Raw genomic sequence first — 22,211 nt, 5'->3', positions numbered from 1 at the left:
CGGTCCACTGGCCGGCCCGCTGGCCGCCGCCGCGCCGCAGGCCGCGGGCAGCCTGAAGGCCCGCCTGCGCGACCAGCCCCTGCCGGTTCCCACCGGCAAGCTCCCCCGGACCGCCTGAATATCCCCTCTCCCGTTGCACGGGAGAGGAAATACTCAACCGGACACAGTCCGCGTCTGTCGGATGGGACGGCCGTGGTCGGTGCGGCAAAGGAAATACGGGGCGAGGTCCGGGCGGGACTGGTGGAGGAGCTGCTGGAGTGCTGCGCCGGGACCGTGACGAACCATGACGTTCCCGCACGTTTCAAACGCCGCCGACCCGGGTCCGGAACCCTGGCTGAAGGTACCGCCCGCTTGCGCCCCGCCGCCACGGGCGATAGCTACTACGGGTCCGCTGTGTTGCCCGGGGGGAGCGCCGTTGCCGCATGCTGTACTGGGGGCCGTCGCCCGCGCCGAGACGCTTACCGAGCGGGTCTACGACCAATTGAAGCAGGCCCTCATCGCCGGCGTGTTCTCGCCGGGCGAGAAGATCACGATACGGCAACTCGCCTCCAAGCTGGACGTCAGCCCGACCCCCGTCCGCGACGCCCTGAACGCGCTGGTGAGCGAGGGCGCGCTGGAGCTTGGCCGCAACCGCTCCGTCTACGTCCCGGTCCTGCTGCCCGGCCGCCTGCGCGAGCTGATCGAGATCCGCATCGCGCTGGAAGGTCTGGCGGCCGAGAAGGCGGCGCCGCACATGACGCCCGACCGCATCGCCGCCCTGGAGGACCACAACCGCGCGCTCGTGGCCGCTACGCGGTCCGGCGATTTCAAGACGGTGATGGAGAGGAACCAGCTCTTCCATTTCTCGATCTACGAGGCGAGCGGCATGCCGAGCCTGCTCAGGATGATCGAGAGCCTGTGGCTGCAGACCGGCGGTTACCTCAACCTGATCTATCCCGCCTTCGCCGCGGGCGGTCAGGGGCTGGACAACCACGACCAGATCCTGCAGGCGCTGCGCTCGCGCGATCCGGCGGCCGTGCGCGAGGCGCTGACCCGCGACATCCGCTACGCCGCCGACCGGGTCACCGCGACGTTGCGGAACGGGGAGGTCTGACGCCGTACCAGGCGACGGGACGGGGACGGGATTGCGCGCGCCCAAGTTTGATATATCATACATCGTACATGATGGATCAGATCCAGGGGCACCTATGACGAACGCGCCGTCGCAGGACGAGCTGGTCGAAATGTTCCGGCGGATGGTGATCGTCCGCCGCCTCGAGGAGAAGCTGGGCGACCTGCACAAGCAGGGCCGGACGCGCGGGCCGATCCATCGCTGCGACGGCCAGGAGGCGGCAGGGATCGGCGCGACCGCCGTGCTCGGCACCGACGACGTCGCCACCAGCACCCACCGCGGCCACGCGCACTACATCGGCAAGGGGCTCGACCTGCGCCGGGTCGTCGCAGAGATCTTCGGACGGGCGACCGGCTACTGCCGCGGCCGTGCCGGGCACATGCTGATCGCCGACCGCGCGACCGGCATGCTGGGCGGCAACGCGATCGTCGGCGGCGGCATGCCCATAGCGGTCGGCCAGGCCCTGGCGCTGAAGGCGCAGGGCCGAGGCCGGGTCGTCGCCACCTTCTTCGGCGACGGCGCCGCCCAGACCGGCGTGTGCCACGAGTCCATGAACATGGCGGCGCTGTGGAAGCTGCCGCTCGTCTTCTTCTGCGAGCACAACCAGTACGGATTGACCGTCCACGCGCGCTTCCAGTCCAGCATCGAAGACCTGCACCGCCGCGCGGCCGGTTACGGCATGCCCGGCGTCGCCGTCGACGGCAACGACGTCGTCGCCGTCTACCGGGCGATGCGCGAGGCGGTGGCCCGTGCGCGCGACGGCGGCGGTCCCACCTTCATCGAGGCGAAGACCTACCGCATGACCGGCTTCTCGACGAGCGACATGGGCGGCTACCAGAGCGGGGAGGAGATGGAGGCCTGGCGGCCGAAGGACCCGATCGCGCGGACCCGCGCCCTGCTGGAGCGCGATCTCGGCGCCGAACGGACGGCCGCGCTGGCGGCCGAGGCCGGGGAGATGGTCGAGCGCGCGTTCGAGCAGGCGCTGTCCGACCCGATGCCGGGCATCGAGGACCTTGCCGACGGCGAATACGGGGCCGGCGAATACGGGGCCGACGACTACGGGAGCGCCGCCTGATGCGGCGCCTGCGCTACGCGGAAGCGCTGAACGAGGCGCTGCGCGAGGAGATGCGCGCCGACCCGTCCGTCGTGCTTTACGGCGAGGACATCGGCATCTACGGCGGCGTCTTCAAGGTGACCCGCGCCCTGCAGGAGGAGTTCGGCGCCGAGCGCGTCGTCGACACCCCGATCTCCGAGCAGACCATGACCGGCATGGGCGTCGGCGCCGCCATGATGGGCCTGAGGCCGGTGATCGAGATCATGTACGCGGACTTCCTGCCGCTGTGCCTCGACGCGCTGGCCAACCAGGCGTCCATCCTGCACTTCGTCTGGGCCGGGCAGGTCTCGGTGCCGATGGTGCTGCGCACCCAGGGCGGCGGCGGTGCCGGGGCCGGCGCCCAGCACTCGAAGTCGCTGGAGGCGATGGTCAGCCACATCCCCGGGCTGAAGGTCGTCAGCCCGGTCTTCCCGGCCGATGCCAAGGGCCTGCTGAAGGCCGCGATCCGCGACCCGAACCCGGTCGTCTTCCTGGAGCACAAGCTGCTCTACAACACGACCGGCGAGGTGCCCGAGGGCGACCATACCGTCGAGATCGGCAAGGCCGCGGTCGTGCGCGAAGGCAGCGACGTCACGCTGGTCGCCAACTCGCGCATGGTGCTGGAGGCGCTGAAGGCTGCCGACACGCTGGCGGGTTCGGGCATCTCCTGCGAGGTCGTGGACCTGCGCTCGCTGCGCCCGCTCGACACCGCGACGATCGTCGCATCGGTGAAGAAGACGAGCCGCGCCGTGGTCGTCAACGAGGGCTGGCGCTTCGGCGGCTTCGGCGCGGAGGTGGCGGCGCAGATCTCCGAGGCCGCGTTCGAGTATCTCGACGCACCGGTCGCGCGCATCGGCACGCACGACCTGCCGATCCCCTACAGCGAGCCGCTAGAGGCGGCGGTCGTGCCGAGCGCCGCCTCGATCGTCGAGGCGGTCCGGGCATGGGGGTGACGCGATGACGGAGATCCGCCTGATCGGCGCCGGCGGGGAGTACATGGACTCCGCCGTCCTGGTCGAATGGCACGTCCGGCCGGGCGACGCGGTCGCCAAGGGCCAGCTCGTCGCGACCGTGGAGACGGCCAAGGCCGCGACCGAGGTCGAAGCGCCCGTCGGCGGCACCGTCGCCGAACTGCTGGCCGCGGTCGGCGACGAGGTCGCCGTCGGCGCCGCGATCGCCCGCCTCGCTGGCGGGAACGGCGCGATGGAACCTGCTTCCCCGCGCGGGCCGGGGCTGCCGCGCCGTCTTCCGGCAGGCTTCGCGAGCCCGCTCGCCCGCCGCCTCGCCCGCGACGCCGGCATCGACCTTTCGGCCCTGCGGGGCAGCGGGCCGCATGGCCGCATCACCAGGCGCGACGTGCTCTCGGCCGCGCCCCGCGCGCCGGAACCGCGGCCGGAGCCAGAACCGCGGCCGGAGCCGGAGCACGGCAGGTCGGGCGGCTACCGCCGCGCGATGGCGGCGCAGATGGCCCGCACGCTCCAGATCCCGATGTTCAGTGTCTCGGTCGATTGCGACGGCTCGGCATTGCTGGCGGAGCGTCGACGGATCAAGGCGGTCGGCGGCATCGCCACCGTCAACGACCTGATCGTGTTCCGGGTCGCGCGCCTGCTGGCGCGCCACCCCGACCTGAACGCCCATTGGGCCGAGGACCGCTCGGTCCCGCAGGAGCGGGTCAATGTCGGCGTGGCGATGGCGACCGAGGCCGGCCTCGTCGTCCCGGTGCTGCGCGACGCCGACCGCCTGTCGCTCGCCGAGACGGCGGCCGGGCTGCGGCGCCTGCGCGAGCGGGCCGAAGCGCAGGGCCTCGCCGCCGCCGAGGTCTCCGGCGCGACGCTCACGGTCACGAATCTCGGCGGCTTCGGAGTCGCCGACTTCGTGCCGATCGTGAACCCGCCCCAGGTCGCGATCCTCGCCGTCGCGGCGTTCCGCCCGACGGCGGTGTTCGACGGTGCGCGCCTCGAATCCCGGCCGGTGGCGAGGCTGACCATGAGCGCCGACCACCGCGCCGTCGACGGCGCGGGCGTCGCCCGCTTCCTGGACGCGCTGCGTGCCGATCTCGAGGCTTTCTCGGTGGTCGCATGACCCCACGTTTCAGCCTTCCACTGGCCGGAAAAATCTGAATACACTTGTGTGCTCAACAAACTGCGCGAGGATGGCCATGACGGGAACTATCGGGGTCGATCATCTGGTGATCCTGGTGCGCGACCTGGAGGCGGCCCGCGCCACCTACGAGCGGCTGGGCTTCCATCCTGCCCCCCTCGGCCGCCACAGCGACCATCTCGGCACGGGCAACCACTGCGTGATGCTGCCGGCCGGCGACTATTTCGAAGTGCTGTCGGTCCTTAATCCGACCCCGGCCAACGAGGTGTGGCGCCGGATGCTCGACGACCGCGAGGGGCTGCACCTCGTCGTGATGCGTTCGGCCGACGTCGCGGCCGATTGCCGGCGGCTGGCCGACGCCGGCTTCACGCCCGAGCCGCCGCTGGCCTTCTCCCGCCCCGTGCGCCGGTCCGACGGCGGCAGCGCGGAGGCTGCCTTCGTCGTGAGCCGCCTGCCGGCCGGGCAGACCGGCGGGGTCGCGGTCATGATCTGCCAGCACGACACGCCCGAGCTGGTCTGGCTGCCGGAGTTGATGGACCATGCCAACGGCGCGCGCGGCCTCGCGGCGCTGCACGTCGTCCATCCCGATCCGGAAGCGGCCGTTCCCGTCTTCGAGGTGCTGTGCGGGAAGGACGCGGTGAGCCGGGACGGCGGGCGCGTGACCGTCCGCACCGCGACGATCCCGATCACCTTCGCTCCGGCCCGCACAGGCGAGCCGGCCGGGCCGGCGCCGTTCGCGATGGCGGTCCGCGTCGCCGATCCGGACGCGGTCGCCGCGCGGCTGGCCAGGGACGGCATCCCCCACCGGGTGGAAGACGGCGCCGTCCACGTCCGGCCGGACCACACCCACGGCGTCGCCCTCGCCTTCGTCGCGCAGACCGCGGCGCCATGACGACGGGGCTCGTGCTCGCCACCGAAGTCGGCGACCTGCCGATCGCGCTCGACGGCGCCGCCGCGCCGCGGACCACGGCGGCGCTGCTGGCCTGCCTGCCGCTCGGTCTCGACGTGCACTGCGCGAAGATCGCGGGCAACCACATCTTCTGGCACGCGCCCTTCGTGTGCGAGGTCGAGGCGGCGACCGACGTGCTGGCGGTGCCGACCGGCGGCTTCCTCTACTGGCCGGAACGCCAGTTCCTGGAACTGGTCTACGCGCCGCTCCAGGCGGAGACCGCCGCGGTGACCGTGCTGGGCCGCCTCGACGACGGGCTCGACCGCCTCCTCGCCCTCGGGCGCCTCGTGCAGGACGTGCAGGGACATCGCCCGGTGCTGGCCGAACTCCGCGCGGCGGACGGCGTCCGACCCTCGCCGCCGCCCTCCGCCCACGGTCCGCTCGCGCCGCTGTCGGATGCCCGGCGCGCCCTGTGGGCCGCCTGCCCGGAGGAGGTCGACGCGCTGATGGCGAGCCGGGGCGTGATGCATCCCGCCGGCCCGCTGCTGATGGCGGAAGGCGAGGCCCGGGGCGTGCACGAGCTGCTGTGGTGGCACCGCCGCGCCTTCCTCGCTGACGGGACGCACGCGCATGCCGCGGCGGCGGCGCTGGCGCTGGAGAAGGCCGCGAGCCGCATCGGCGGCTTCTGCCACCTGACCGCCTCGGCCGGGCTGCTGCTCAGCGCGGCCGCCTGCCTCGCCGAGCGCTCCGACCACACGGTCGCGGCCTTCGACGAGGCGATCCTGATCGCCGGAAGGCTCGCGGGGTGGCTCGACCTGCGCATTCCCTGGACCGCCCTGACCGAGGCGACCCGCACCGCCCACGATCGCTGGAGCGGGACCGCCTGACCGTCCCGCAAGGACGCCGACGACCGAAGGAGGAAGGCATGACCACGAACGCAGCCCCCGACCGCGAGGGCCTGGTCCTCCAGCCCGAGGACGGCGCCTCCTACTGGCAGCCGGTGCCCGCCAACGGCTACGTCACCGTCAAGCTGACGCCCGAGCAATGGGATGGCCCCTTCTCGATGGGCTTCCAGGTCGTAGCACCCCGCTCCCATGTCCGCCAGCACGCCCACGACCGTCACCAGGAGGTGCTGTTCGTCTGGGGCGGACGGGGCCGCGCGATCGTGGACGGCGTCGAGCACCCGATGCAGCCCGGCACGGTGATCCTGGCGCGCCGGGACGTGCAGCACACCTTCATCAACGACGGCGACGAGGAGCTGAAGCTCCTCTGGATGCTGACGCCGCACGGGCTGGAGGAGTTCTTCGCCGCCATCGGCCGCCCGCGCATCCCCGGCGAGCCGGCGCCCCCGTCCTTCCCGCGCCCCGCCGACGTCGCCGAGATCGAGGCGCGCACGGTCTTCGCGCCTCCCAGGGCGGAGTGAGGGGATGCAGCCGCGGACCCTCCCGCTGCCCGACGGCGGCAGCCTCGCCTACGCGGTGACGGGCTCCGGCCCGCCCCTGCTGCTGGTCGCGGGGCTGAGCGGCGCCGCGGCGTTCTGGGACCCGCTGGTGCCGGCGCTCGCCGAGCGCTTCCGGGTCGTCCTTCACGACCACCGCGGCACCGGCCGGAGCAGCCGCTGCCGCATCGACTACGGCGTCGGGCAGATGGCCGCCGACCTGCTGGCGCTGATGGACCATCTCGACATCGGGCGGGCGGATCTCGTCGGACACTCCACCGGCGGCGCGATCGGCCAGACGCTCGCGATCGACCACCCGGACCGGATCGGGCGGCTCGTCCTGTCCGCGACCTGGCCGCGGGCCTGCGCCTATTTCCGGCGCATGTTCGAGGCACGCAAGGAGCTGCTGCAACTCGGCGGCATGGCGTCGTACCGGCGGCACGGGACCCTGTTCCTGTACCCGCCGGACTGGATCGCCGCCAACGACCACGCGCTGGCCGAGGCCGACCGGGCGGCGCCGATCCATCCCCTGGACGCCGAGATCACCGCGCGGCGCATCGACGCGATCCTCCGCTTCGACCGGTTCGACGACCTGGGCCGGATCGCGGCGCCGACGCTGGTCGCGGTCGCCCGCGACGATGCCGTCACCCCGCCCCATCACAGCTACGCCCTGGCCGAGCGCATTCCCGGCGCGACCCTGAAGGTGGAACCCCATGGCGGCCACTTCGCACCCCGCGTCCATCCTCGCGCATTCCTGGGCACGGCGCTGCCCTTCCTGGAGGCCTCAAGGTGAGTTCCAATCTGAATACACATTTGCACACAAATGTGTTGACAGCCCGTCTCGGGGGCCGACTAACATGGTGATAGAGACGATTTGTCGCGAACCGGGGAGGGACGCGTGACGCAGGCGACGATCCGAACCGTGGCAGTGATCGGAACGGGGTTGATCGGGACCGGCTGGGCCGCGCTCTTCCGCCACGCCGGCCTCGCCGTCCGCGCCTGGGACCCCGCGCCCGGCACGGCGGCCGCACTGGCCGGCCGCCTCGCAGCCCTGGACCGCGACCTCGACGCTGCCGGCATTCCCGGCGCCCCGGGCGGGACCCTGTCGGTCCACGCCTCGCTGGAGGATGCCGTCGCCGGCGCCGACTTCGTGCAGGAGAACGGGCCGGAGCGCCTCGACCTGAAGCAGGAGACGCTGGCCGCGATCGACCGGGCGGCGGCGGCGCACGCGGTGATCGCCTCCTCCTCCTCGGCGCTGCGGGTCAGCGACATGCAGAGCGCCTGCGCGCGGCCGGGACGGGTCGTGCTCGGCCATCCGTTCAACCCGTCGCACCTGATGCCGCTGGTCGAGGTGGCCGGCGGCGAGGCGACCGGGCCCGGCGCCGTGGAACTCGCCCGCGGCTTCTACGAGCGGCTCGGCAAGCGGCCGGTCGTGCTGGCGCGCGAGGTGCCCGGGCACCTGGCGCTCCGCCTGATGGCCGCGATGTGGCGCGAGGCGATCCATCTCGTCGCCGACGGCGTCGCCACGGCCGAGGACGTGGACCGGGCCTTCATGTACGGGCCGGCCCCGAAATGGGCGCTCCAGGGCTCCTTCCTGTCCAACCATCTCGGCGCCGGCGACGCCGGCATGGAAGCGTTCCTGGACCGCTTCGGCGACACCTACCAAAGGCTTTGGGACGACCTCGGCACGGCGCGCCTGGACCGCGCCACGGCCGAGCGCGTCGTCATCGAGACCGAGAGGTCCGCGCGCGGCCGGACCACGGCGCAACTCCGCGAGGAGCGCGACCGCGGCCTGCCGGAGATGCTGAAGGTTCTGCACAGGCACGCGTCGCTCTGAGGCGGCGCGATCCAACGTCCCGCGGGGTACCTCCGCGAGCCCCCGGGACCGACAACTCCGAGCGCGGAGGGAGGCGAATATGAAGCGTTTGATGGTGATGGCAGGGGTTGCTGCGGCGGTCTTCGCGACCCCGGCGACGGCCCAGGAATACAACTTCAACATGGCGACGATCGTCCCTGAGACGTCGTTCTACTACCAGATGTTCACGATCCCGTTCGTCGAGAACGTGGAAAAACTGACCCAGGGCCGGGTCAAGATCCAGCCCTATGGCGGCGGCGTGCTGGCTCCGGCGCTGAAGGTGCACGAGGCGGTCCAGGACGGCATCGTCGAACTGGGACACACCACGCCGATCTACATCGTCAACCAGGCGGTCGAGAACAGCCTGTTCGGCGCGCACCCCGGCGGGATGGACGGTCCGGCGCTGATGGGCTGGTACTATCAGGGCGGCGGGCTCGAACTGCTGCAGGAGCAGCGGCGCGAGAAGATGAACCTGCACTCGCTGCTGACGGGCATCGGGCCGACCGAGGTCTTCGCCCATTCCCACGTCCCGATCCGCACGGCCGACGACCTGAAGAACCTCAAGTTCCGGGCCGGCGGCGCCTGGGGCAACATCCTCCAGGACGTCTTCGGCGCGGTGCCGACGACGGTGCCCGGCTCCGAGATCTACACGATGCTCGAGCGCAAGGCCATCGACGCCGCGGAGTTCAGCACCGTCGGCGACAACATGACCTTCGGCTTCGAGCAGGCGGCACCCTACACCGTCGTCCCGGGCGTCCACGTCAACGCCTTCGCGTTCGAGGTCGTGATGAAGCCGGAGACCTGGGACGCGCTGCCCGACGACATCAAGGCGGCCCTGGAGGCGGCGGCGCAGATCACGACGCTCCAGAGCTACCTGGCCTGGACCAAGGCCGACCTGGAGGCCATCGGGAAGATCGAGGCCGCGGGCAAGCCCGAGATCGTCCGCCTGTCCGACGAGCTGATCGACCAGGTCACCGTGGCGTCGCGCGACTGGGCGACGAAGCGGGCCCAGGAGGAAGGCGGCAAGGGCAACGACTGGATGCAGCGGGTCACCGACTCCTACTACGACTTCGCCGACCAGTGGTCCAAGGCTTCGGCGTTCCGTCCGAAGAGCTGAACCGGTCCGGGCGGCCGGGCCGTTCGCGGACCGGCCGCCCCTTCCTCCACAGGCCCCTGCCCCACGGGATGTATCGATGCGACCGCTTCTCCGTCTCGTCGACGGCCTGTCGACCGCCTGCGCCTGGATCGCCAGCGCGCTCGCCCTGGTGCTGATCGCGGTCACCCTGTTCGAGGTGTTCATGCGCTACGTGGCCGGCACCCCGACCATCTGGGTGTTCGACGTGGCCTACATGGTCAGCGGCGCCAGCGTGCTCCTTGCCGGGGGACACACGCTGCGCACCGAGGGCCACGTGCGCATCGACTTCGTCAGCAGCCGCTTTCCGCCGCGCGTGCAGGCCCTGGTCCAGGCCGCGTTCTTCGGCCTGGTGATCCTGCCGGCGCTCTACTTCATCACCGCCGCGTCCTGGCGCAAGGCCTGGGCCGCCTTCCTGCGCGGCGAGGTCGAGGCGGTCAGCCCCTGGGCCCCGGTGATCTGGCCCTTCTACACCGCCCTCACGGTCGGGCTGGTGGTCCTCTCCCTCCAGGTCGTGGCCCAGATGGTCCGCCTCCTGGCCCAGGCGATCTCCCCCGCCGACACGCCGCGCCCGAACGGCGCGCACTGACAGCGACGGACCCGCGACCGAGATGCTCTTCGACATACCCATACCTCTCCTGATGTTCGCGACGCTGTTCGCGTTCATCTTCCTCGGCGTTCCCGTCGCCTTCGCACTGATCGGCACGAGCTTCCTGTTCGGCCTGTCGATCTTCGGGCAAGTCACCGGCCTGCAGCTCTGGAACCAGCTCTTCGACGTGGCCAGCCGCTACGTGCTGGCGGCCGTGCCGATGTTCATCTTCATGGGCGCGGTGCTGGAGCGCTCGCGCCTGGCCGAGCGCCTGTTCCACTCGATGCGCATGCTGGTGGGCAACCTGCCCGGCGGGCTGGCGCTCGCGACGATCGCGATGTGCGCGCTGTTCGCGGCCGGCACCGGCATCGTCGGCGCGGTGGAGGTGCTGGTCGGCCTGATCGCGATCCCCGCGATGATGCGCTACGGCTACAGCCGCTCGCTGATCGCCGGCACGATCTGCGCAGGCGGTTCGCTCGGGACCATGATCCCGCCGTCCATCGTCGTCGTGATCTACGCCGCCATGGCCCAGATCTCGATCGGCGAGCTGTTCGCGGCGGTGCTGATCCCGGGCTCGATGATGGTGGTGCTGTTCGTGGTCTACATCGTCGGCCACGCGATGCTTTTCCCGGCCGACGCGCCGCGCCTGCCGGCCGACGACGTGAGCCTGCCCCTTTCCGCCCGGCTGCGGGTGTTCGCCGAGGGCGTCATCCCGCCCCTGATCCTGATCGTCGCCGTGATCGGCTCGATCCTGGCCGGCATCGCCTCGCCGACGGAAGCCGCGGCGGTGGGCAGCATCGGCGTGGTCCTGCTGACGATCTGGTACCGGGACTTCTCGCCGAAGATGCTGTTCGACGCGCTGATGAAGACGATCACGATCAACACCATGGTCGTGTTCATCGTGATCGGCGGGACCATGTTCGCGGGCGTGTTCCTGGTCCATGGCGGCAGCCGGATGGTCGACGACCTGATCTCCGCCTGGGACCTGGGCCCGACCGGCGTGATGCTGATGTTCCTGGCCGTGCTGTTCCTGCTCGGCTTCGTGCTGGACTGGGTTTCGGTGGTGCTGATCGCGGTGCCGCTGTTCGTGCCGATCATCAAGGTGCACGGCATCGACCCGATCTGGCTCGGCGCGATGGCCGTGGTGATGATCCAGACCTCCTACCTGACGCCGCCCATGGCCCCGTCCATCTTCTACCTGCGCAGCATCGCCCCGCCCGAGATGACCTTCGGGGAGATGTACCGCGGCGTGGCCCCCTTCGTGGTGTGCCAGCTCCTGACCTTGGCGCTGATCGCCGTGGCACCCTGGACCGCGACCTGGCTGCCGAGCCTGATGCGGTGAGCGGATGTCCCCTCTCCCTCGGGAGAGGGGGCTCCCTACAGGACCGCGTGGACCCGGTATACCGGGCCTTCGGGCAGGCGCCGGCCGACGCCGACGGCGACGGTCCCGTTCAGCCAGTCGTAGCGGGGATCGCCGGTCTCGAAGGTCAGCAAGGTGCGGAAATAGTATTCGGACGGATCCACGGCCTCCCCGGCGTCGAGACGGCGGATCACCTCGGCCGGCCCGTGGCGGACGCCCTGGTACTGGAGATAGATCACCGCCCCGTCGTCCGTCCGCAGCGCCGCCCGGACGTCCAGGCGCAACCGCCCGCCCGGCTCCGCCCGGATCCAGTCGGCGCCGCTCGCCATCACCTCGCCGCGCAGGCGGGGGCCCTCGAACCGGCCGCCCCGGATGTTGACGATCCGCCGCTCGCCCGCGGCGGTGGCGCCGGTCGGGACATAGGGATGCACCTCGACCCGCATCTCGAACAGGAACTCGCTTCTCAGTTCTTCCACGACCTCTTCCTTTCCCGACTTACCGGAGAACGCATATGCCTGTGGGAGCCTGGACCGGATCGGCCCTCGTGACCGGCGCCTCGCGCGGCGTCGGCGCGGCGCTCGTCCGCCGCCTCGCCGCGCTCGGCCTGACCGTCCACGCCGTCGCCCGCGACGCCGAGGCGCTGGCCCGGCTGCGCGGGGAGACCGGCTGCACCGTCCACGCCGTCGACCTCACCGACGCCTCGGCGCTGGCGCGGCTGGGCGAGCTCGACGTCGAGGTGCTGGTCAACAATGCCGGGCTGATCGCCGGGCTCGGCCGGCTGGACCGCATCGGCGCCGAGGAGGTCGACCGCATGATCGACCTGAACCTGCGCGTCCCGCTCCAGCTCGCGCGCCTGCTGCTGCCGGGCATGGTGGCGCGCGGCGGCGGCCACGTCGTGAACGTGGGCTCGCTGGTCGCCTCCAGCGTCTTTCCCGGGACGGCGCCCTACGCGGCGGCCAAGGCCGGCCTGTCCATGGCCGGACGGGTCCTGCGCTACGACCTCGCCGGCACGGGCGTGCGCGTCACCGAGGTCGCCCCCGGCCGGATCGAGACGGACATCTACGTCGCCGCCATGGGCGGGGACCGGGACCAGGTCCGCGAGCGGCTGTTCGGCCGCCACGCCGCCCTGAAGCCCGAGGATGTGGCCGAGGCGGTGATGACCGCCGTCACCGCCCCGCCGCATGTCGACCTCAGCTATGTCGAGGTGGTGCCGACCGATCAGGCGCCGGGCGGCGCGGTCTACGCCGAGCGGCGCGACTGATGCGCTCACCGCGGCGTGTCGGGCGGACCGCCCAGCGCGCGCAGCCTCGCGAAGGCGGCGTCCTGGGCGTCCGTCCAGGCTTCGCCGACGCCGTCGCGCCGCAGGCTGTCCAGGCCGGCCTCCGTGATCCCGCCCGGCGTCGCGAGACGGCGCACCAACTCGTCCACGGGGAGATCCGGCGCGTCCAGCACCATGCCGGCCGCCGCCGCGAAGGTCTGGGCCTGGAGACGGCGCGCCAGCGGCTCCGGCAGTCCCTGCGCGGCCGACCAGGCGACGCTGCGCCCGATCAGCTCGTGGACCCAGCCGTAGAGCGCGGCGCTGACGCTGGCCACCGAGAAGGCCTCCTCGTCCGGCAGGACCAGGACCTCGCCGACCCGGGAGAAGACCTCGCGGGCGGCGGGATGGTCGGGGTAGACCGTCGTCGGGCTGCGGCCGATCGAGACGGCGCTGATCGGCATCGCGCGCACCACCTCCGCCGGCGCCGCCGGCGGCCGCAGCGCGTCCAGCCGGACGCCGGCACAGGCGGAGACCAGCAGGTGCCGCGACGTCCAGGGAAGGCCGTCCACCGCCGCGACCGCATCGGCCGGGCGGACGGCCAGGACCACGAGGTCGGCCGCCTCGACCAGGGCGGCGTTGGACGCGGCGACGGCGATGCCGTGGCTGTCCGAGAGGCGCCGGGCCGCTTCGGCGCCGCGCGGCGACAGCAGCAGGTCGCCGGGCGCGGTGCCCGCGTCGATCAGGCCGCGCAGGAGATAGGCGCCGAGATGGCCGACGCCGAGGATGCCGATCCTCATCGCCGCTCTCCCCGGCGCGCGACCAGCGCCGCCAGCGAGCGCGGCAGGTCGTCGATGGCGCGGCAGACGACCGCGCCTTCCTCCTCCAGCACGCCGCCGACATCGGTCGGCAGGGACGAGTTGGAGCCGTCCGGGATCTCGTTCAGCCGGCCGCCGATCAGCACCGGGACCTCGCGGCCGCGCGCAGCCAGCGCCGCCTTCAGCTCGCGCAGGTAGCGTAGCGCCACGCCGTTGTAGGTGCTGACGGCGATCGCGTCCGCCTCCTCCTCGGCCGCGAGGGCGGCCAGGTCGTCGGGATCGGTCGAGATGCCGCCCTCGATCACCGTCACCCCGAGCCCGGCGAGCGTCCGGTCGACCAGCGTCTTGCCGTGCTCATGCACGTCGGTCGTCGCGGTGACCAGCCTCAGCCCGGCGGCGGCGACGGCGCCGCGCGTCCCGGGCTCGACGCGGGCGAGGCAGGCTTCGGCCGCGTGCATCAGCTCCAGGAAGGTCGTGGCCGGGACGACCGGCTCGCGGCCCCTCGCCTGGCCTGCGTCCTCGCGCCCCGGCCCGAACCGGCTCTCCAGCCGCGCGCCGCCGATCCGGCGCAGCGCCAGCAGCAGGTGGAACGGATCGTCGACGTCGATGCCGCCCTCGGCGAGGCCGGCCAGCACCCGGTCGCGGAACCGGGTGCCCGCCTCGACCAGCATGTCGGTGACCCGGTCGGCGGCCGACGGGTCGATCAGGGTGCGCCAGTCAGCGGCATGCTCGACCAGACGGCCGGCATGGAGCTGCGCGTCCACGATTTCGTCGATGTCGGGGATGCGCTCGTTCTCGGTGACCGGCACCGGGTTGATCGCGTGGCCGGTCGGCGTCAGCCACTGGCCCAGGATGTCGACGAGCAGATAGCTGCCGAGGCTCGCGAAGTTCTGGGGATGGCTGCCCTGGTAGGCCACCGTGTTGCCGTACAGCATCGTGCCCGGCGAACCCGAGACGCGCGCCAGCGCCCGCTGGAAGGCGAGCCGGGTGACCGGATCGGAGAAATGGTGGCCGAAGCAGTGCCCGACCAGCAGGGAACCGCCGATTAGGCCCTCGACCACGTGCCGCTCGATCATGGCCGCACCCAGCGCGCAGGCGAGGTCGGTGAACTGCGCCGCGAAGCCGTCGTCCAGGTTCGAATGGACCAGGATCGGCACCGGCTGGGCCGCGAGCAGGCCGAGCGCGCGTACCGTCGCCTCGGTCAGCGCGACGTCGTCGTCCCAGTGCGGCAGGCGGAACGTGAAGAACTGGCCGAGATTGCCGATCGCGGTCGCCCCGGCGGCCAGCGCCGCGCAGGTGTTCTCGACCGCGGCCGGGAAGCCCAGGACGAAGTCGCCGAAATGGGGTGCCACGGGCGCCTCGGCCGTCAGGGCGACGAAGTCCTCGACCCCGGCCAGGATCATCCCGGTCCCGCGCGGGCGGCCCGGGCGCTCGGCGGCGGGATAGCCCATCGACCAGTCCAGGCACAGGCCGTAGCGGTCGACCGTGACGCCGCGCGCGGCGCAGCGCGCGTGGATCTCCCCATAGGCCCTGCGGCTCTTGGCCGGGTCGCGGAAGCCGACCTGGGCGTGGTGCATGATGCGCCCGGCAGCCGCCGAGGCGCGCTTGACCTCGACCTCGCTGGACGCACCGCGCTCGCGCAGGAACGGGCCGGGCACGACCCGCCAGTCGCGGGCGAGGGCCGCGCCCTCGTCCAGCAGCAGGCGGCCCGGCAAGAGGCCGGGCTCCGGCAGGATGGCGGCCGAGGTGAAGGAGGCCGGGCCGGGACGCATCGGCGCCGCCTCAGAGCGGCGTGCGGAACAGCCGCCCGCGGCCGGGCAGCGCGTCCCCGACGCCGGCCAGCCGCAGGCTGTGCCAGGCGAGCGCATGGTTGCTCGAGGTCACGGGCATGCCGATCTCGGCCTCCAGGCTCTCGGCGATCTCGGCGACGCGCAGGCTGGTGCAGGATACGAACACCGCCTCGACGTCGGGGTGCCGGGCCGCCTCGCGCACGGCCGCGGAGATCGCCCCCGTCGTGATCCGGGCGACGACGGTGTCGTCGGTCTCGTCGAAGATCACCAGCCTCGGCACCTCGAACCCGGCGGCGACGAAATGGTCGCGCATCGCCTCGCACACCGCGCGGTTGTAGGGCGCCACCAGCCCGATCCGGCGCGCCTTCAGGGCGGTCAGCGCCGCCGTGACCGCCTCGACCGGGGTCGTCGTCGCGATGCCGGGCCGCGCCTCGCGGATGAAGTCGCCGACGCGGTCGGGACCGATCACCATGCTGCCGGACGTGCAGCCGAAGGCCACGACCCCCAGCGGCAGCTCCGGCAGGATCAGCCGGGCTGTCGGAGCGATGTCGCCCTCCATGCGCACCAGCGTCTCGGGCGTGATCGCCTTGTCGTTCCACAGGCGCGCGTTGTAGACGGCGACGCCCGGCACGTTCAGCAGGAACCGCCACTCGTGCTCGATCGTCTGGTCGGTCGCGAGCACCAGCAGGCCGATCGCGGCGCGCGCGGCGATCCCCTCGTCGGTGTCGAAGGGGAGCACCACCGTCTCCCCCGCGGCATGACTTGCCGCCGGCGCCGCCGGGGCCTGCACCATCGTTCCTTCCATCGCGTCTCCTCCCCTCCCAGTCAATGAGCGAGCAGCATGCCGTCGAGCGGCACGCCGGGATCGCGCCCGGCGATCAGGTCGGCCGTCACCCGGGCCGAGCCGCAGGACATGGTCCAGCCCATGTGGCCGTGACCGGTGTTGAAATAGAGGTTGCGCTGGCGCGCGCGCCCGAAGATCGGCGTCCCCTCCGGCGTCATCGGCCGCAGCCCCGCCCAGTAGGCGGGCCGGGAATAGTCGGCGGCGTCGGGGAACAGGTCGCGGGCGGCGGCCAGCATGGTGCGGAAGTCGGAAGGCCGGTGCGTCTTGTCGTAGCCGGCGAAGTCCGCGGTCGCGGTGATGCGCAGGCGCTCGCCCATGGGGGCGTAGGCGACGAGGTTGTCCTCGTCGACGCCGCCCAGGCGCGGCGGGTTGTTGCGGCCGTCGATCGGCAGCGTCACCGAATAGCCCTTGATCGGATAGACCGGCAGCCGGACGCCGAGCGGCTTCGCCATGCGCGCGCTGTCGCAGCCGAGCGCCATCACGTAGGCGTCGGCGGTCAGCCGCCCGCGGTCCGTGCGCAGCCCGACGACGCGGTCGCCCTCGGTCTCGATCGCCTCGATCGAGGTGCCGAAGCGGTACTCGACCCCGCGCTCGCGCGTCCAGTCGGCTAGCCCCTGCGTGAACTTGCGCGCGTCCCCGCTCTCGTCGCTGGGCGCGAAGATGCCGCCCGCGACCTTGTCCTTCACGGGGGCGAGCGCCGGGTCGATCTCGGCCGCGCGGTTGCGGTCCACCGCCTCCAGCGGCAGTCCCTGGTCGACCAGGATGCGCATCTTGGCGACCCCGGCCTCGTAGGACGCCTGGGAGCGGTAGAGATAGAGCAGCCCGCCGCCGTTGCCGTCATAGGCGACGCCGGTATCGGCCAGCACCTCGTGCAGCGCCGCCTGCGAATAGAGGCACAGGCGCACCTTGCGCGCGGTGTTGAGCGCCGCCTTCTCCGCCGTGCAGTTCGCGAGGAACTTCCAGGTCCAGGCCCACAGCGCCGGGTCGGCGCTGAGGCGGAAGCGCAGCGCCTGGTCCTGGCGCCACAGCGATTTCAGCAGGATGGACGGGGCCCGCGGCGACGCCCAGGTGTAGGCGTGGCCGGGAGCCACCAGCCCGGCATTGGCGAAGCTCGTCTCGTCGGCGGCACCGTCGTGCCGCTCGACGACGACGACCTCGTGGCCGTCCTTCAGCAGACTGTAGGCGGTGGTCACTCCGACCACGCCGCTACCCATGACGATGATCCTCATGACCGCCCCCTGCTCACTGCCGGCCGCCGCTAGACGACCGCGACGACCGCGATCTCGACCGTGAACTGCGGCGCCGCCAGCTTCGCCTCGACGCAGGCGCGGGCGGGCGTGCTGCCCTGCGCGACCCAGGCGTCCCACACCTCGTTCATCTCGTTGAAGGTCGCGATGTCGGACAGCCAGATCGTGGCCGTGAGGACCTTCGCCTTGTCCGAGCCGGCGGTGGCCAGCAGTTCGTCGATCTTGTTCAGGATGTCGGTCGTCTGCTCGCGGACCGAGGTGCCGGGCGCGCGCAGCGCGACCTGCCCGGCGGTGTAGACGAGCCCGCCATGGACGACGGCCTGGCTCATGCGCGCACCGACCTCGTAGCGCTGGATCGACATGTCTCTTCCTCCGTGATTTCGATCGATGGGATCAACGACCGACGATCCTAAACAACTGTATACAACGCTGTCCACATGCGATTTGCCGGTGTTGCGTGCAATGCCGTTGTGCGCTAGCTTGCCCGGCATGCGGGCATTCCGCACGAGACAGGCCCTGGGAGAGACGTCGATGCCCGCCGCCACGAAGCGTCCCGCGAAGGCGCCCCGCCGCGCCGCGGACAGCGTGAACCGGGTCTATGCGGCCATCCGGGAAATGGCCGTCAGCTACGAGTTCCGGCCCGAGCAGCGCATCAACGAGGTGGAGCTGGCGGCGGCGCTCAAGGTCAGCCGCACGCCGGTGCGCGAGGCGCTGAACCGGCTGGTGATCGAGGGGCTGATCACGCTCGTCCCCAACAAGGGTTTCTTCTGCCGCGCCTTCGACGCGGACGAGATCCTGCACCTGTTCGAGGTGCGCACGGCGCTGGAGACGCTCGCCGTCCGCTTGGCGTGCCGGCGCGGCAATGCCGGGGACTTCGAGGAGCTGGCGGCGTTCTGGTCGGGCGTCACCGCGCGCCAGGCCGAGATGAGCGCGGAGGAGCTGACCAGCCGGGACGAGGAGTTCCACACCCGCATCGCCCGCCTCTCCGGCAACCCGGAGATCCTGCGCATGATCGAAGGGGTGAACGCCCGCATCCGCTTCGTCCGGCGGATCGAGATCGAGAGCCCGAAGCGGCGCGAGACGACGTTCTGCGAGCATCTCGGGATCGTCGAGGCCATGAAGGCGCGCGAAGACGGCCGCGCGGAGACCCTGATGGTTGAGCACATCGCCATCAGCGTCGCCGACGCGGTCGAGGCGATGAAGGAAGGCCTGGCGCGCATCTACATGCGCCGGCAATCGGCATAAGCCCGGCATGCGCCGGGAATCGGCGCAAACCCGGCATGCGCCGGGAAACGGCATAGACCCCGCCACCTGTCGGAACTACCATCGGCCGGCGCGCGTTGACGCTCCGCGACCAAGTGTGTACACTTGAGAATACATATTCTCCGCGCAAGGAGACAGGCATGCCGGACGGCTCGATCACGCTCGACGACAAGTACACGGCCAGTTCGGATCGTGTGTACCTCACCGGGACCCAGGCCCTCGTCCGTCTGGTGCTGGAGCAGCAACGGCGCGACCGCGCGGCCGGGCTGAGGACGGCCGGCTACGTCACGGGCTACCGCGGCTCGCCGCTGGGCGGCTTCGACATGGCGCTCGGCAAGGCGCGCCGGTTCCTCGACGCCCACGACATCCGCTTCCAGCCCGGCCTCAACGAGGATCTGGCCGCGACGGCGCTGTGGGGAACGCAGCAGATCCACCTGTTCGACAAGCCGGAATGGGACGGCGTGTTCGGCGTGTGGTACGGCAAGGGCCCCGGCGTCGACCGCTCGGGCGACGCGTTCCGCCACGCCAACCTCGCCGGGACCGCGGCCAAGGGCGGCGTGCTCCTGCTGGCCGGCGACGACCACACCTGCAAGTCGTCCACGACCTCGCACCAGAGCGAGTACGCCCTCGTGGACGCGATGATCCCGGTGCTGCACCCGGCGACCGTCGACGAGATCCTGGAATACGGCCTGCACGGCTTCGCGCTGTCGCGCTTCGCCGGCTGCTGGGCGGGGATGAAGGTCACCGCCGACCTGACCGACCGCACGATCGCGGTCGATCTCGACCCGGCGGGCCCTCGCATCGTGCTGCCGGCGGACCACCCGGTCCCGCCCGGCGGCTTCGGCATCCGCTGGCCCGACACTCCGCAGGAGCAGGAGGCGCGCCTGCACCTGCAGAAGATCCCGGCGGTACTGGCCTATCTGCGCGCCAACCGCCTGGACCGCGTCGCCTTCGGCCGCAAGCCCGCGCGCCTCGGGATCGTCACGACCGGCAAGGCCTATCTGGACGTCCGCCAGGCGCTCGCCATGCTCGGCATCGATGAGGCCCGGGCGCAGGCGCTCGGGATCGCCGTCTACAAGGTGGCCTGCACCTGGCCGCTGGAGACCGAGGGGCTGCGCGCCTTCGCGGAGGGGCTCGACGAGCTGCTGGTCGTCGAGGAGAAGCGCCCGCTGATCGAGACCCAGGCCAAGGACGCGCTCTACAACCTGCCGGCCGACCGCCGGCCGCGCGTCATCGGCAAGGCGGACGAGACGGGAGCGCCGCTGCTGAGGTCGCATAACGAGCTGAACCCGGCCGAGATCGCGCGCGTCGTCGCGGCGCGGGCGGACCGGCTGGACCCCGGCGCCGGTCTCGCCGAGGCTCTCGGCCGCCTGCCCGGCGCCCCGGCGGTCGAGGCGGCGCCCAAGCGCCCGGCCTATTTCTGCTCGGGCTGCCCGCACAGCTCCTCGACCCGCGTGCCGGAGGGCTCGCGCGCATTGGCCGGCATCGGCTGCCACTACCTCGCGCAGGGCATGGAGCGGCGCACCGACACCTACACCCATATGGGCGCGGAGGGGGCGAACTGGATCGGCCAGGCGCCGTTCGTGCCGACCCCCCACGTCTTCCAGAACATCGGCGACGGCACCTTCTTCCATTCCGGCCTGCTGGCGGTGCGCGCCGCGGTCGCGGCCGGCGTCACCATGACCTACAAGATCCTGTTCAACGATGCGGTCGCGATGACCGGCGGCCAGCGCCACGACGGCCAGCTGACGCCCCAGGCCATCGCCTGGCAGGTACGGGCCGAGGGGGTGCAGCGGATCGCGGTCGTGACCGACCAGCCGGAGAAGTACGGCCTCGGCGCGGGCTTCCCGCCATCCACGACGGTGCACCACCGCGACGAGCTGGACGCGGTCCAGCGCGAGCTGCGCGAGGTGCCGGGCGTGTCGGCGCTGGTCTACGACCAGACCTGCGCGACCGAGAAGCGGCGGCGGCGCAAGCGCGGCCTGATGGACGACCCGAACCGCCGCGTCTTCATCAACGAGCGCGTCTGCGAGGGCTGCGGCGACTGCTCGCGGGCGTCCAACTGCGTGTCGGTCGTCCCGCTGGAGACCGAGTTCGGCACCAAGCGCCAGATCGACCAGTCGTCCTGCAACAAGGACGAGTCCTGCCTGAACGGCTTCTGCCCCAGCTTCGTGACCGTTGAGGGCGGCACGCTCAAGCGCGCCTCGGCCACGGCCGGCGCCCCGCCCGCCGCCTCCCTGCCGGTGCCGGACATCGCGGCGGACCGGTCCTGCGACATCCTCGTCACCGGCGTCGGCGGGACGGGCATCGTGACCGTCGGCGCCGTCCTCGGCATGGCGGCGCATCTGGACGGGCGCGCCTTCTCGGTGCTCGACCTGACCGGGCTCGCGCAGAAGGGCGGCGCCGTGATGTCCCATATCCGCCTGGCGCCGGCCGGCACAGAGATCTCGGCCGCGCGCATCCCCGACGGCGGTGCCGACCTCGTGCTCGGCTGCGACCTGCTGGTGGCGGCGGGCGCCGACGGTCTCGCCCGCATAGCGCCGGGCCGCACCCGCGCGGTGCTGAACCGGCACGAGACGATCACCGGCGAGTTCACGCGCCACTCCGACGCGCGCCTGAACCTCGACGGCCTGGTCGGCCGGGTGAAGGCCGCCTGCGGCGCGGACGCGGTCGACGCGGTGAACGCGGTCGGGCTCGCGACGGCGCTGCTCGGCGACAGCATCGCCGCCAACCTGTTCCTGGTCGGCTTCGCCTGGCAGCGCGGGCTGATCCCGCTTTCGGCCGATGCGATCGACCGGGCGATCGAGCTGAACGGGACGGCGGTCGCGATGAACCGCGCCGCCTTCGCCTGGGGCCGCTGCGCCGCCGCCGACCTCGCCTCGGTCGAGGCGAAGGTCGGGGCCGCCGCCCCGCAGCCCTCCCGCCCTCCCCTGGGCGGCGGGGTCGACGAGCTGATCCGGCGGCGTGAGGAACTCCTGACCGCCTACCAGGACGCGGCCTATGCCGCGCGCTACCGCCGCCTGGTCGACCGGGTGCGGACCGCGGAGGCGCGCGCCGTCTCCGGCTCGACGCGCCTGACCGAGGCGGTCGCGCGCAGCCTCGCGAAGCTGATGTCCTACAAGGACGAGTACGAGGTCGCGCGCCTGCATTCCGACGGCGAGTTCCTGACCAAGCTGAAGGAGCGCTACGAGGGATCGCCGCGGCTGCGCTTCCACTTGGCGCCGCCGCTGCTGGCACCGCGCGACCCCGTCACCGGACTGCCGCGCAAGCAGGTCTACGGCCCCTGGATGCTGCACGCCTTCCGCGTGCTGGCGAAGCTGAAGCGCCTGCGCGGCACGCCGTTCGACCCGTTCGGCCGCACGGCCGAGCGGCGCATGGAACGGCGCCTGATCGCGCAGTACGAGGCGACCGTGGAGGAGCTGATCGA

At 72.0% G+C, this 22,211-nt stretch carries 21 protein-coding genes; 15 read left to right on the top strand and 6 right to left on the bottom strand.

Features of this window, described 5'->3' with window-relative positions; translation table 11 throughout:
• The first annotated feature begins 415 nt into the window (after positions 1-415).
• The 12 genes from VGO20_RS15085 to VGO20_RS15030 all read left to right on the top strand — a co-directional run bounded on the left by VGO20_RS15085 (position 416) and on the right by VGO20_RS15030 (position 11,549).
• A complete protein-coding gene (locus VGO20_RS15085) occupies positions 416-1,093 on the top strand; it encodes a GntR family transcriptional regulator (protein ID WP_327503193.1) in 678 nt (225 codons plus the stop codon).
• 94 nt (positions 1,094-1,187) lie between these two features.
• Positions 1,188-2,186 carry a thiamine pyrophosphate-dependent dehydrogenase E1 component subunit alpha gene (locus VGO20_RS15080; protein WP_327503192.1) on the top strand — a complete coding sequence of 333 codons (999 nt, stop codon included), beginning with the start codon at positions 1,188-1,190 and terminating at the stop codon, positions 2,184-2,186.
• Positions 2,186-3,157, top strand: a complete 972-nt coding sequence (locus VGO20_RS15075) for an alpha-ketoacid dehydrogenase subunit beta (protein WP_327503191.1) — start codon at positions 2,186-2,188, stop codon at positions 3,155-3,157. Before VGO20_RS15080 ends, VGO20_RS15075 begins: the two co-directional genes overlap by 1 nt.
• 4 nt (positions 3,158-3,161) lie before the next feature.
• Entirely contained in the window at positions 3,162-4,286 is a 1,125-nt protein-coding gene (locus VGO20_RS15070) for a dihydrolipoamide acetyltransferase family protein (RefSeq protein WP_327503190.1), read from the top strand.
• Positions 4,287-4,362: 76 nt separating this feature from the next.
• Positions 4,363-5,196: a VOC family protein gene (locus VGO20_RS15065; RefSeq protein ID WP_327503189.1), complete on the top strand. Its 834-nt coding sequence runs from the start codon at positions 4,363-4,365 to the stop codon at positions 5,194-5,196.
• Positions 5,193-6,080, top strand: a complete 888-nt coding sequence (locus tag VGO20_RS15060) for a hypothetical protein (RefSeq protein WP_327503188.1) — start codon at positions 5,193-5,195, stop codon at positions 6,078-6,080. Before VGO20_RS15065 ends, VGO20_RS15060 begins: the two co-directional genes overlap by 4 nt.
• Positions 6,081-6,118: 38 nt before the next feature.
• On the top strand, positions 6,119-6,616 hold the full coding sequence (locus VGO20_RS15055; protein ID WP_327503187.1) for a cupin domain-containing protein: 498 nt from the start codon (positions 6,119-6,121) through the stop codon (positions 6,614-6,616).
• 4 nt (positions 6,617-6,620) lie between these two features.
• Positions 6,621-7,424 carry an alpha/beta fold hydrolase gene (locus VGO20_RS15050; protein ID WP_327503186.1) on the top strand — a complete coding sequence of 268 codons (804 nt, stop codon included), beginning with the start codon at positions 6,621-6,623 and terminating at the stop codon, positions 7,422-7,424.
• Positions 7,425-7,529: 105 nt separating this feature from the next.
• On the top strand, positions 7,530-8,468 hold the full coding sequence (locus VGO20_RS15045; protein WP_327503185.1) for a 3-hydroxyacyl-CoA dehydrogenase NAD-binding domain-containing protein: 939 nt from the start codon (positions 7,530-7,532) through the stop codon (positions 8,466-8,468).
• A 79-nt stretch (positions 8,469-8,547) separates the two neighbouring features.
• On the top strand, positions 8,548-9,603 hold the full coding sequence (gene dctP, locus VGO20_RS15040; protein WP_327503184.1) for a TRAP transporter substrate-binding protein DctP: 1,056 nt from the start codon (positions 8,548-8,550) through the stop codon (positions 9,601-9,603).
• Positions 9,604-9,679: 76 nt separating this feature from the next.
• Positions 9,680-10,207 (top strand): TRAP transporter small permease subunit, encoded by a 528-nt coding sequence (locus VGO20_RS15035; RefSeq protein WP_327503183.1) that lies wholly within the window; start codon positions 9,680-9,682, stop codon positions 10,205-10,207.
• Between the two features lie 22 nt (positions 10,208-10,229).
• The gene (locus tag VGO20_RS15030; protein ID WP_327503182.1) at positions 10,230-11,549 is read left to right on the top strand and encodes a TRAP transporter large permease; all 1,320 of its coding nucleotides are present in this window, start codon (positions 10,230-10,232) and stop codon (positions 11,547-11,549) included.
• Between the two features lie 35 nt (positions 11,550-11,584).
• Here VGO20_RS15030 and VGO20_RS15025 read toward each other — a convergent pair whose 3' ends face one another.
• Entirely contained in the window at positions 11,585-12,043 is a 459-nt protein-coding gene (locus VGO20_RS15025) for a DUF3237 domain-containing protein (protein ID WP_327503181.1), read from the bottom strand.
• Positions 12,044-12,078: 35 nt separating this feature from the next.
• On the opposite strand from VGO20_RS15025, the gene VGO20_RS15020 reads away from it, so the two are divergent.
• Positions 12,079-12,828 (top strand): SDR family oxidoreductase, encoded by a 750-nt coding sequence (locus tag VGO20_RS15020; RefSeq protein WP_327503180.1) that lies wholly within the window; start codon positions 12,079-12,081, stop codon positions 12,826-12,828.
• A 5-nt stretch (positions 12,829-12,833) separates the two neighbouring features.
• On the opposite strand, the gene VGO20_RS15015 is transcribed toward VGO20_RS15020, so the two are convergent.
• Genes VGO20_RS15015 through VGO20_RS14995 form a run of 5 tightly spaced genes read right to left on the bottom strand, consistent with a single transcriptional unit; the run spans position 12,834 to position 17,883 of the window.
• Positions 12,834-13,622 carry a pyrroline-5-carboxylate reductase family protein gene (locus tag VGO20_RS15015; RefSeq protein WP_327503179.1) on the bottom strand — a complete coding sequence of 263 codons (789 nt, stop codon included), beginning with the start codon at positions 13,620-13,622 and terminating at the stop codon, positions 12,834-12,836.
• Complete coding sequence (locus tag VGO20_RS15010; protein WP_327503178.1) at positions 13,619-15,412, bottom strand: cobalamin-dependent protein; 1,794 nt, start codon at positions 15,410-15,412, stop codon at positions 13,619-13,621. Before VGO20_RS15010 ends, VGO20_RS15015 begins: the two co-directional genes overlap by 4 nt.
• Positions 15,413-15,422: 10 nt before the next feature.
• Complete coding sequence (locus tag VGO20_RS15005; protein WP_327503177.1) at positions 15,423-16,235, bottom strand: maleate cis-trans isomerase family protein; 813 nt, start codon at positions 16,233-16,235, stop codon at positions 15,423-15,425.
• Between the two features lie 20 nt (positions 16,236-16,255).
• A complete protein-coding gene (locus tag VGO20_RS15000; protein ID WP_327503176.1) occupies positions 16,256-17,503 on the bottom strand; it encodes a D-amino acid dehydrogenase in 1,248 nt (415 codons plus the stop codon).
• 29 nt (positions 17,504-17,532) lie between these two features.
• Positions 17,533-17,883: a RidA family protein gene (locus VGO20_RS14995; protein WP_327503175.1), complete on the bottom strand. Its 351-nt coding sequence runs from the start codon at positions 17,881-17,883 to the stop codon at positions 17,533-17,535.
• 169 nt (positions 17,884-18,052) lie between these two features.
• On the opposite strand from VGO20_RS14995, the gene VGO20_RS14990 reads away from it, so the two are divergent.
• Entirely contained in the window at positions 18,053-18,766 is a 714-nt protein-coding gene (locus VGO20_RS14990) for a GntR family transcriptional regulator (protein WP_327503174.1), read from the top strand.
• Positions 18,767-18,924: 158 nt separating this feature from the next.
• A partial coding sequence (locus VGO20_RS14985; RefSeq protein WP_327503173.1) for an indolepyruvate ferredoxin oxidoreductase family protein occupies positions 18,925-22,211 on the top strand: 3,287 nt, incomplete at its 3' end.

Source organism: Arenibaculum sp. (assembly GCF_035998295.1).
Classification (GTDB): Bacteria; Pseudomonadota; Alphaproteobacteria; order Azospirillales; family Azospirillaceae; genus DASYHS01.
This window is presented reverse-complemented; position numbering and strand designations above follow the sequence as displayed.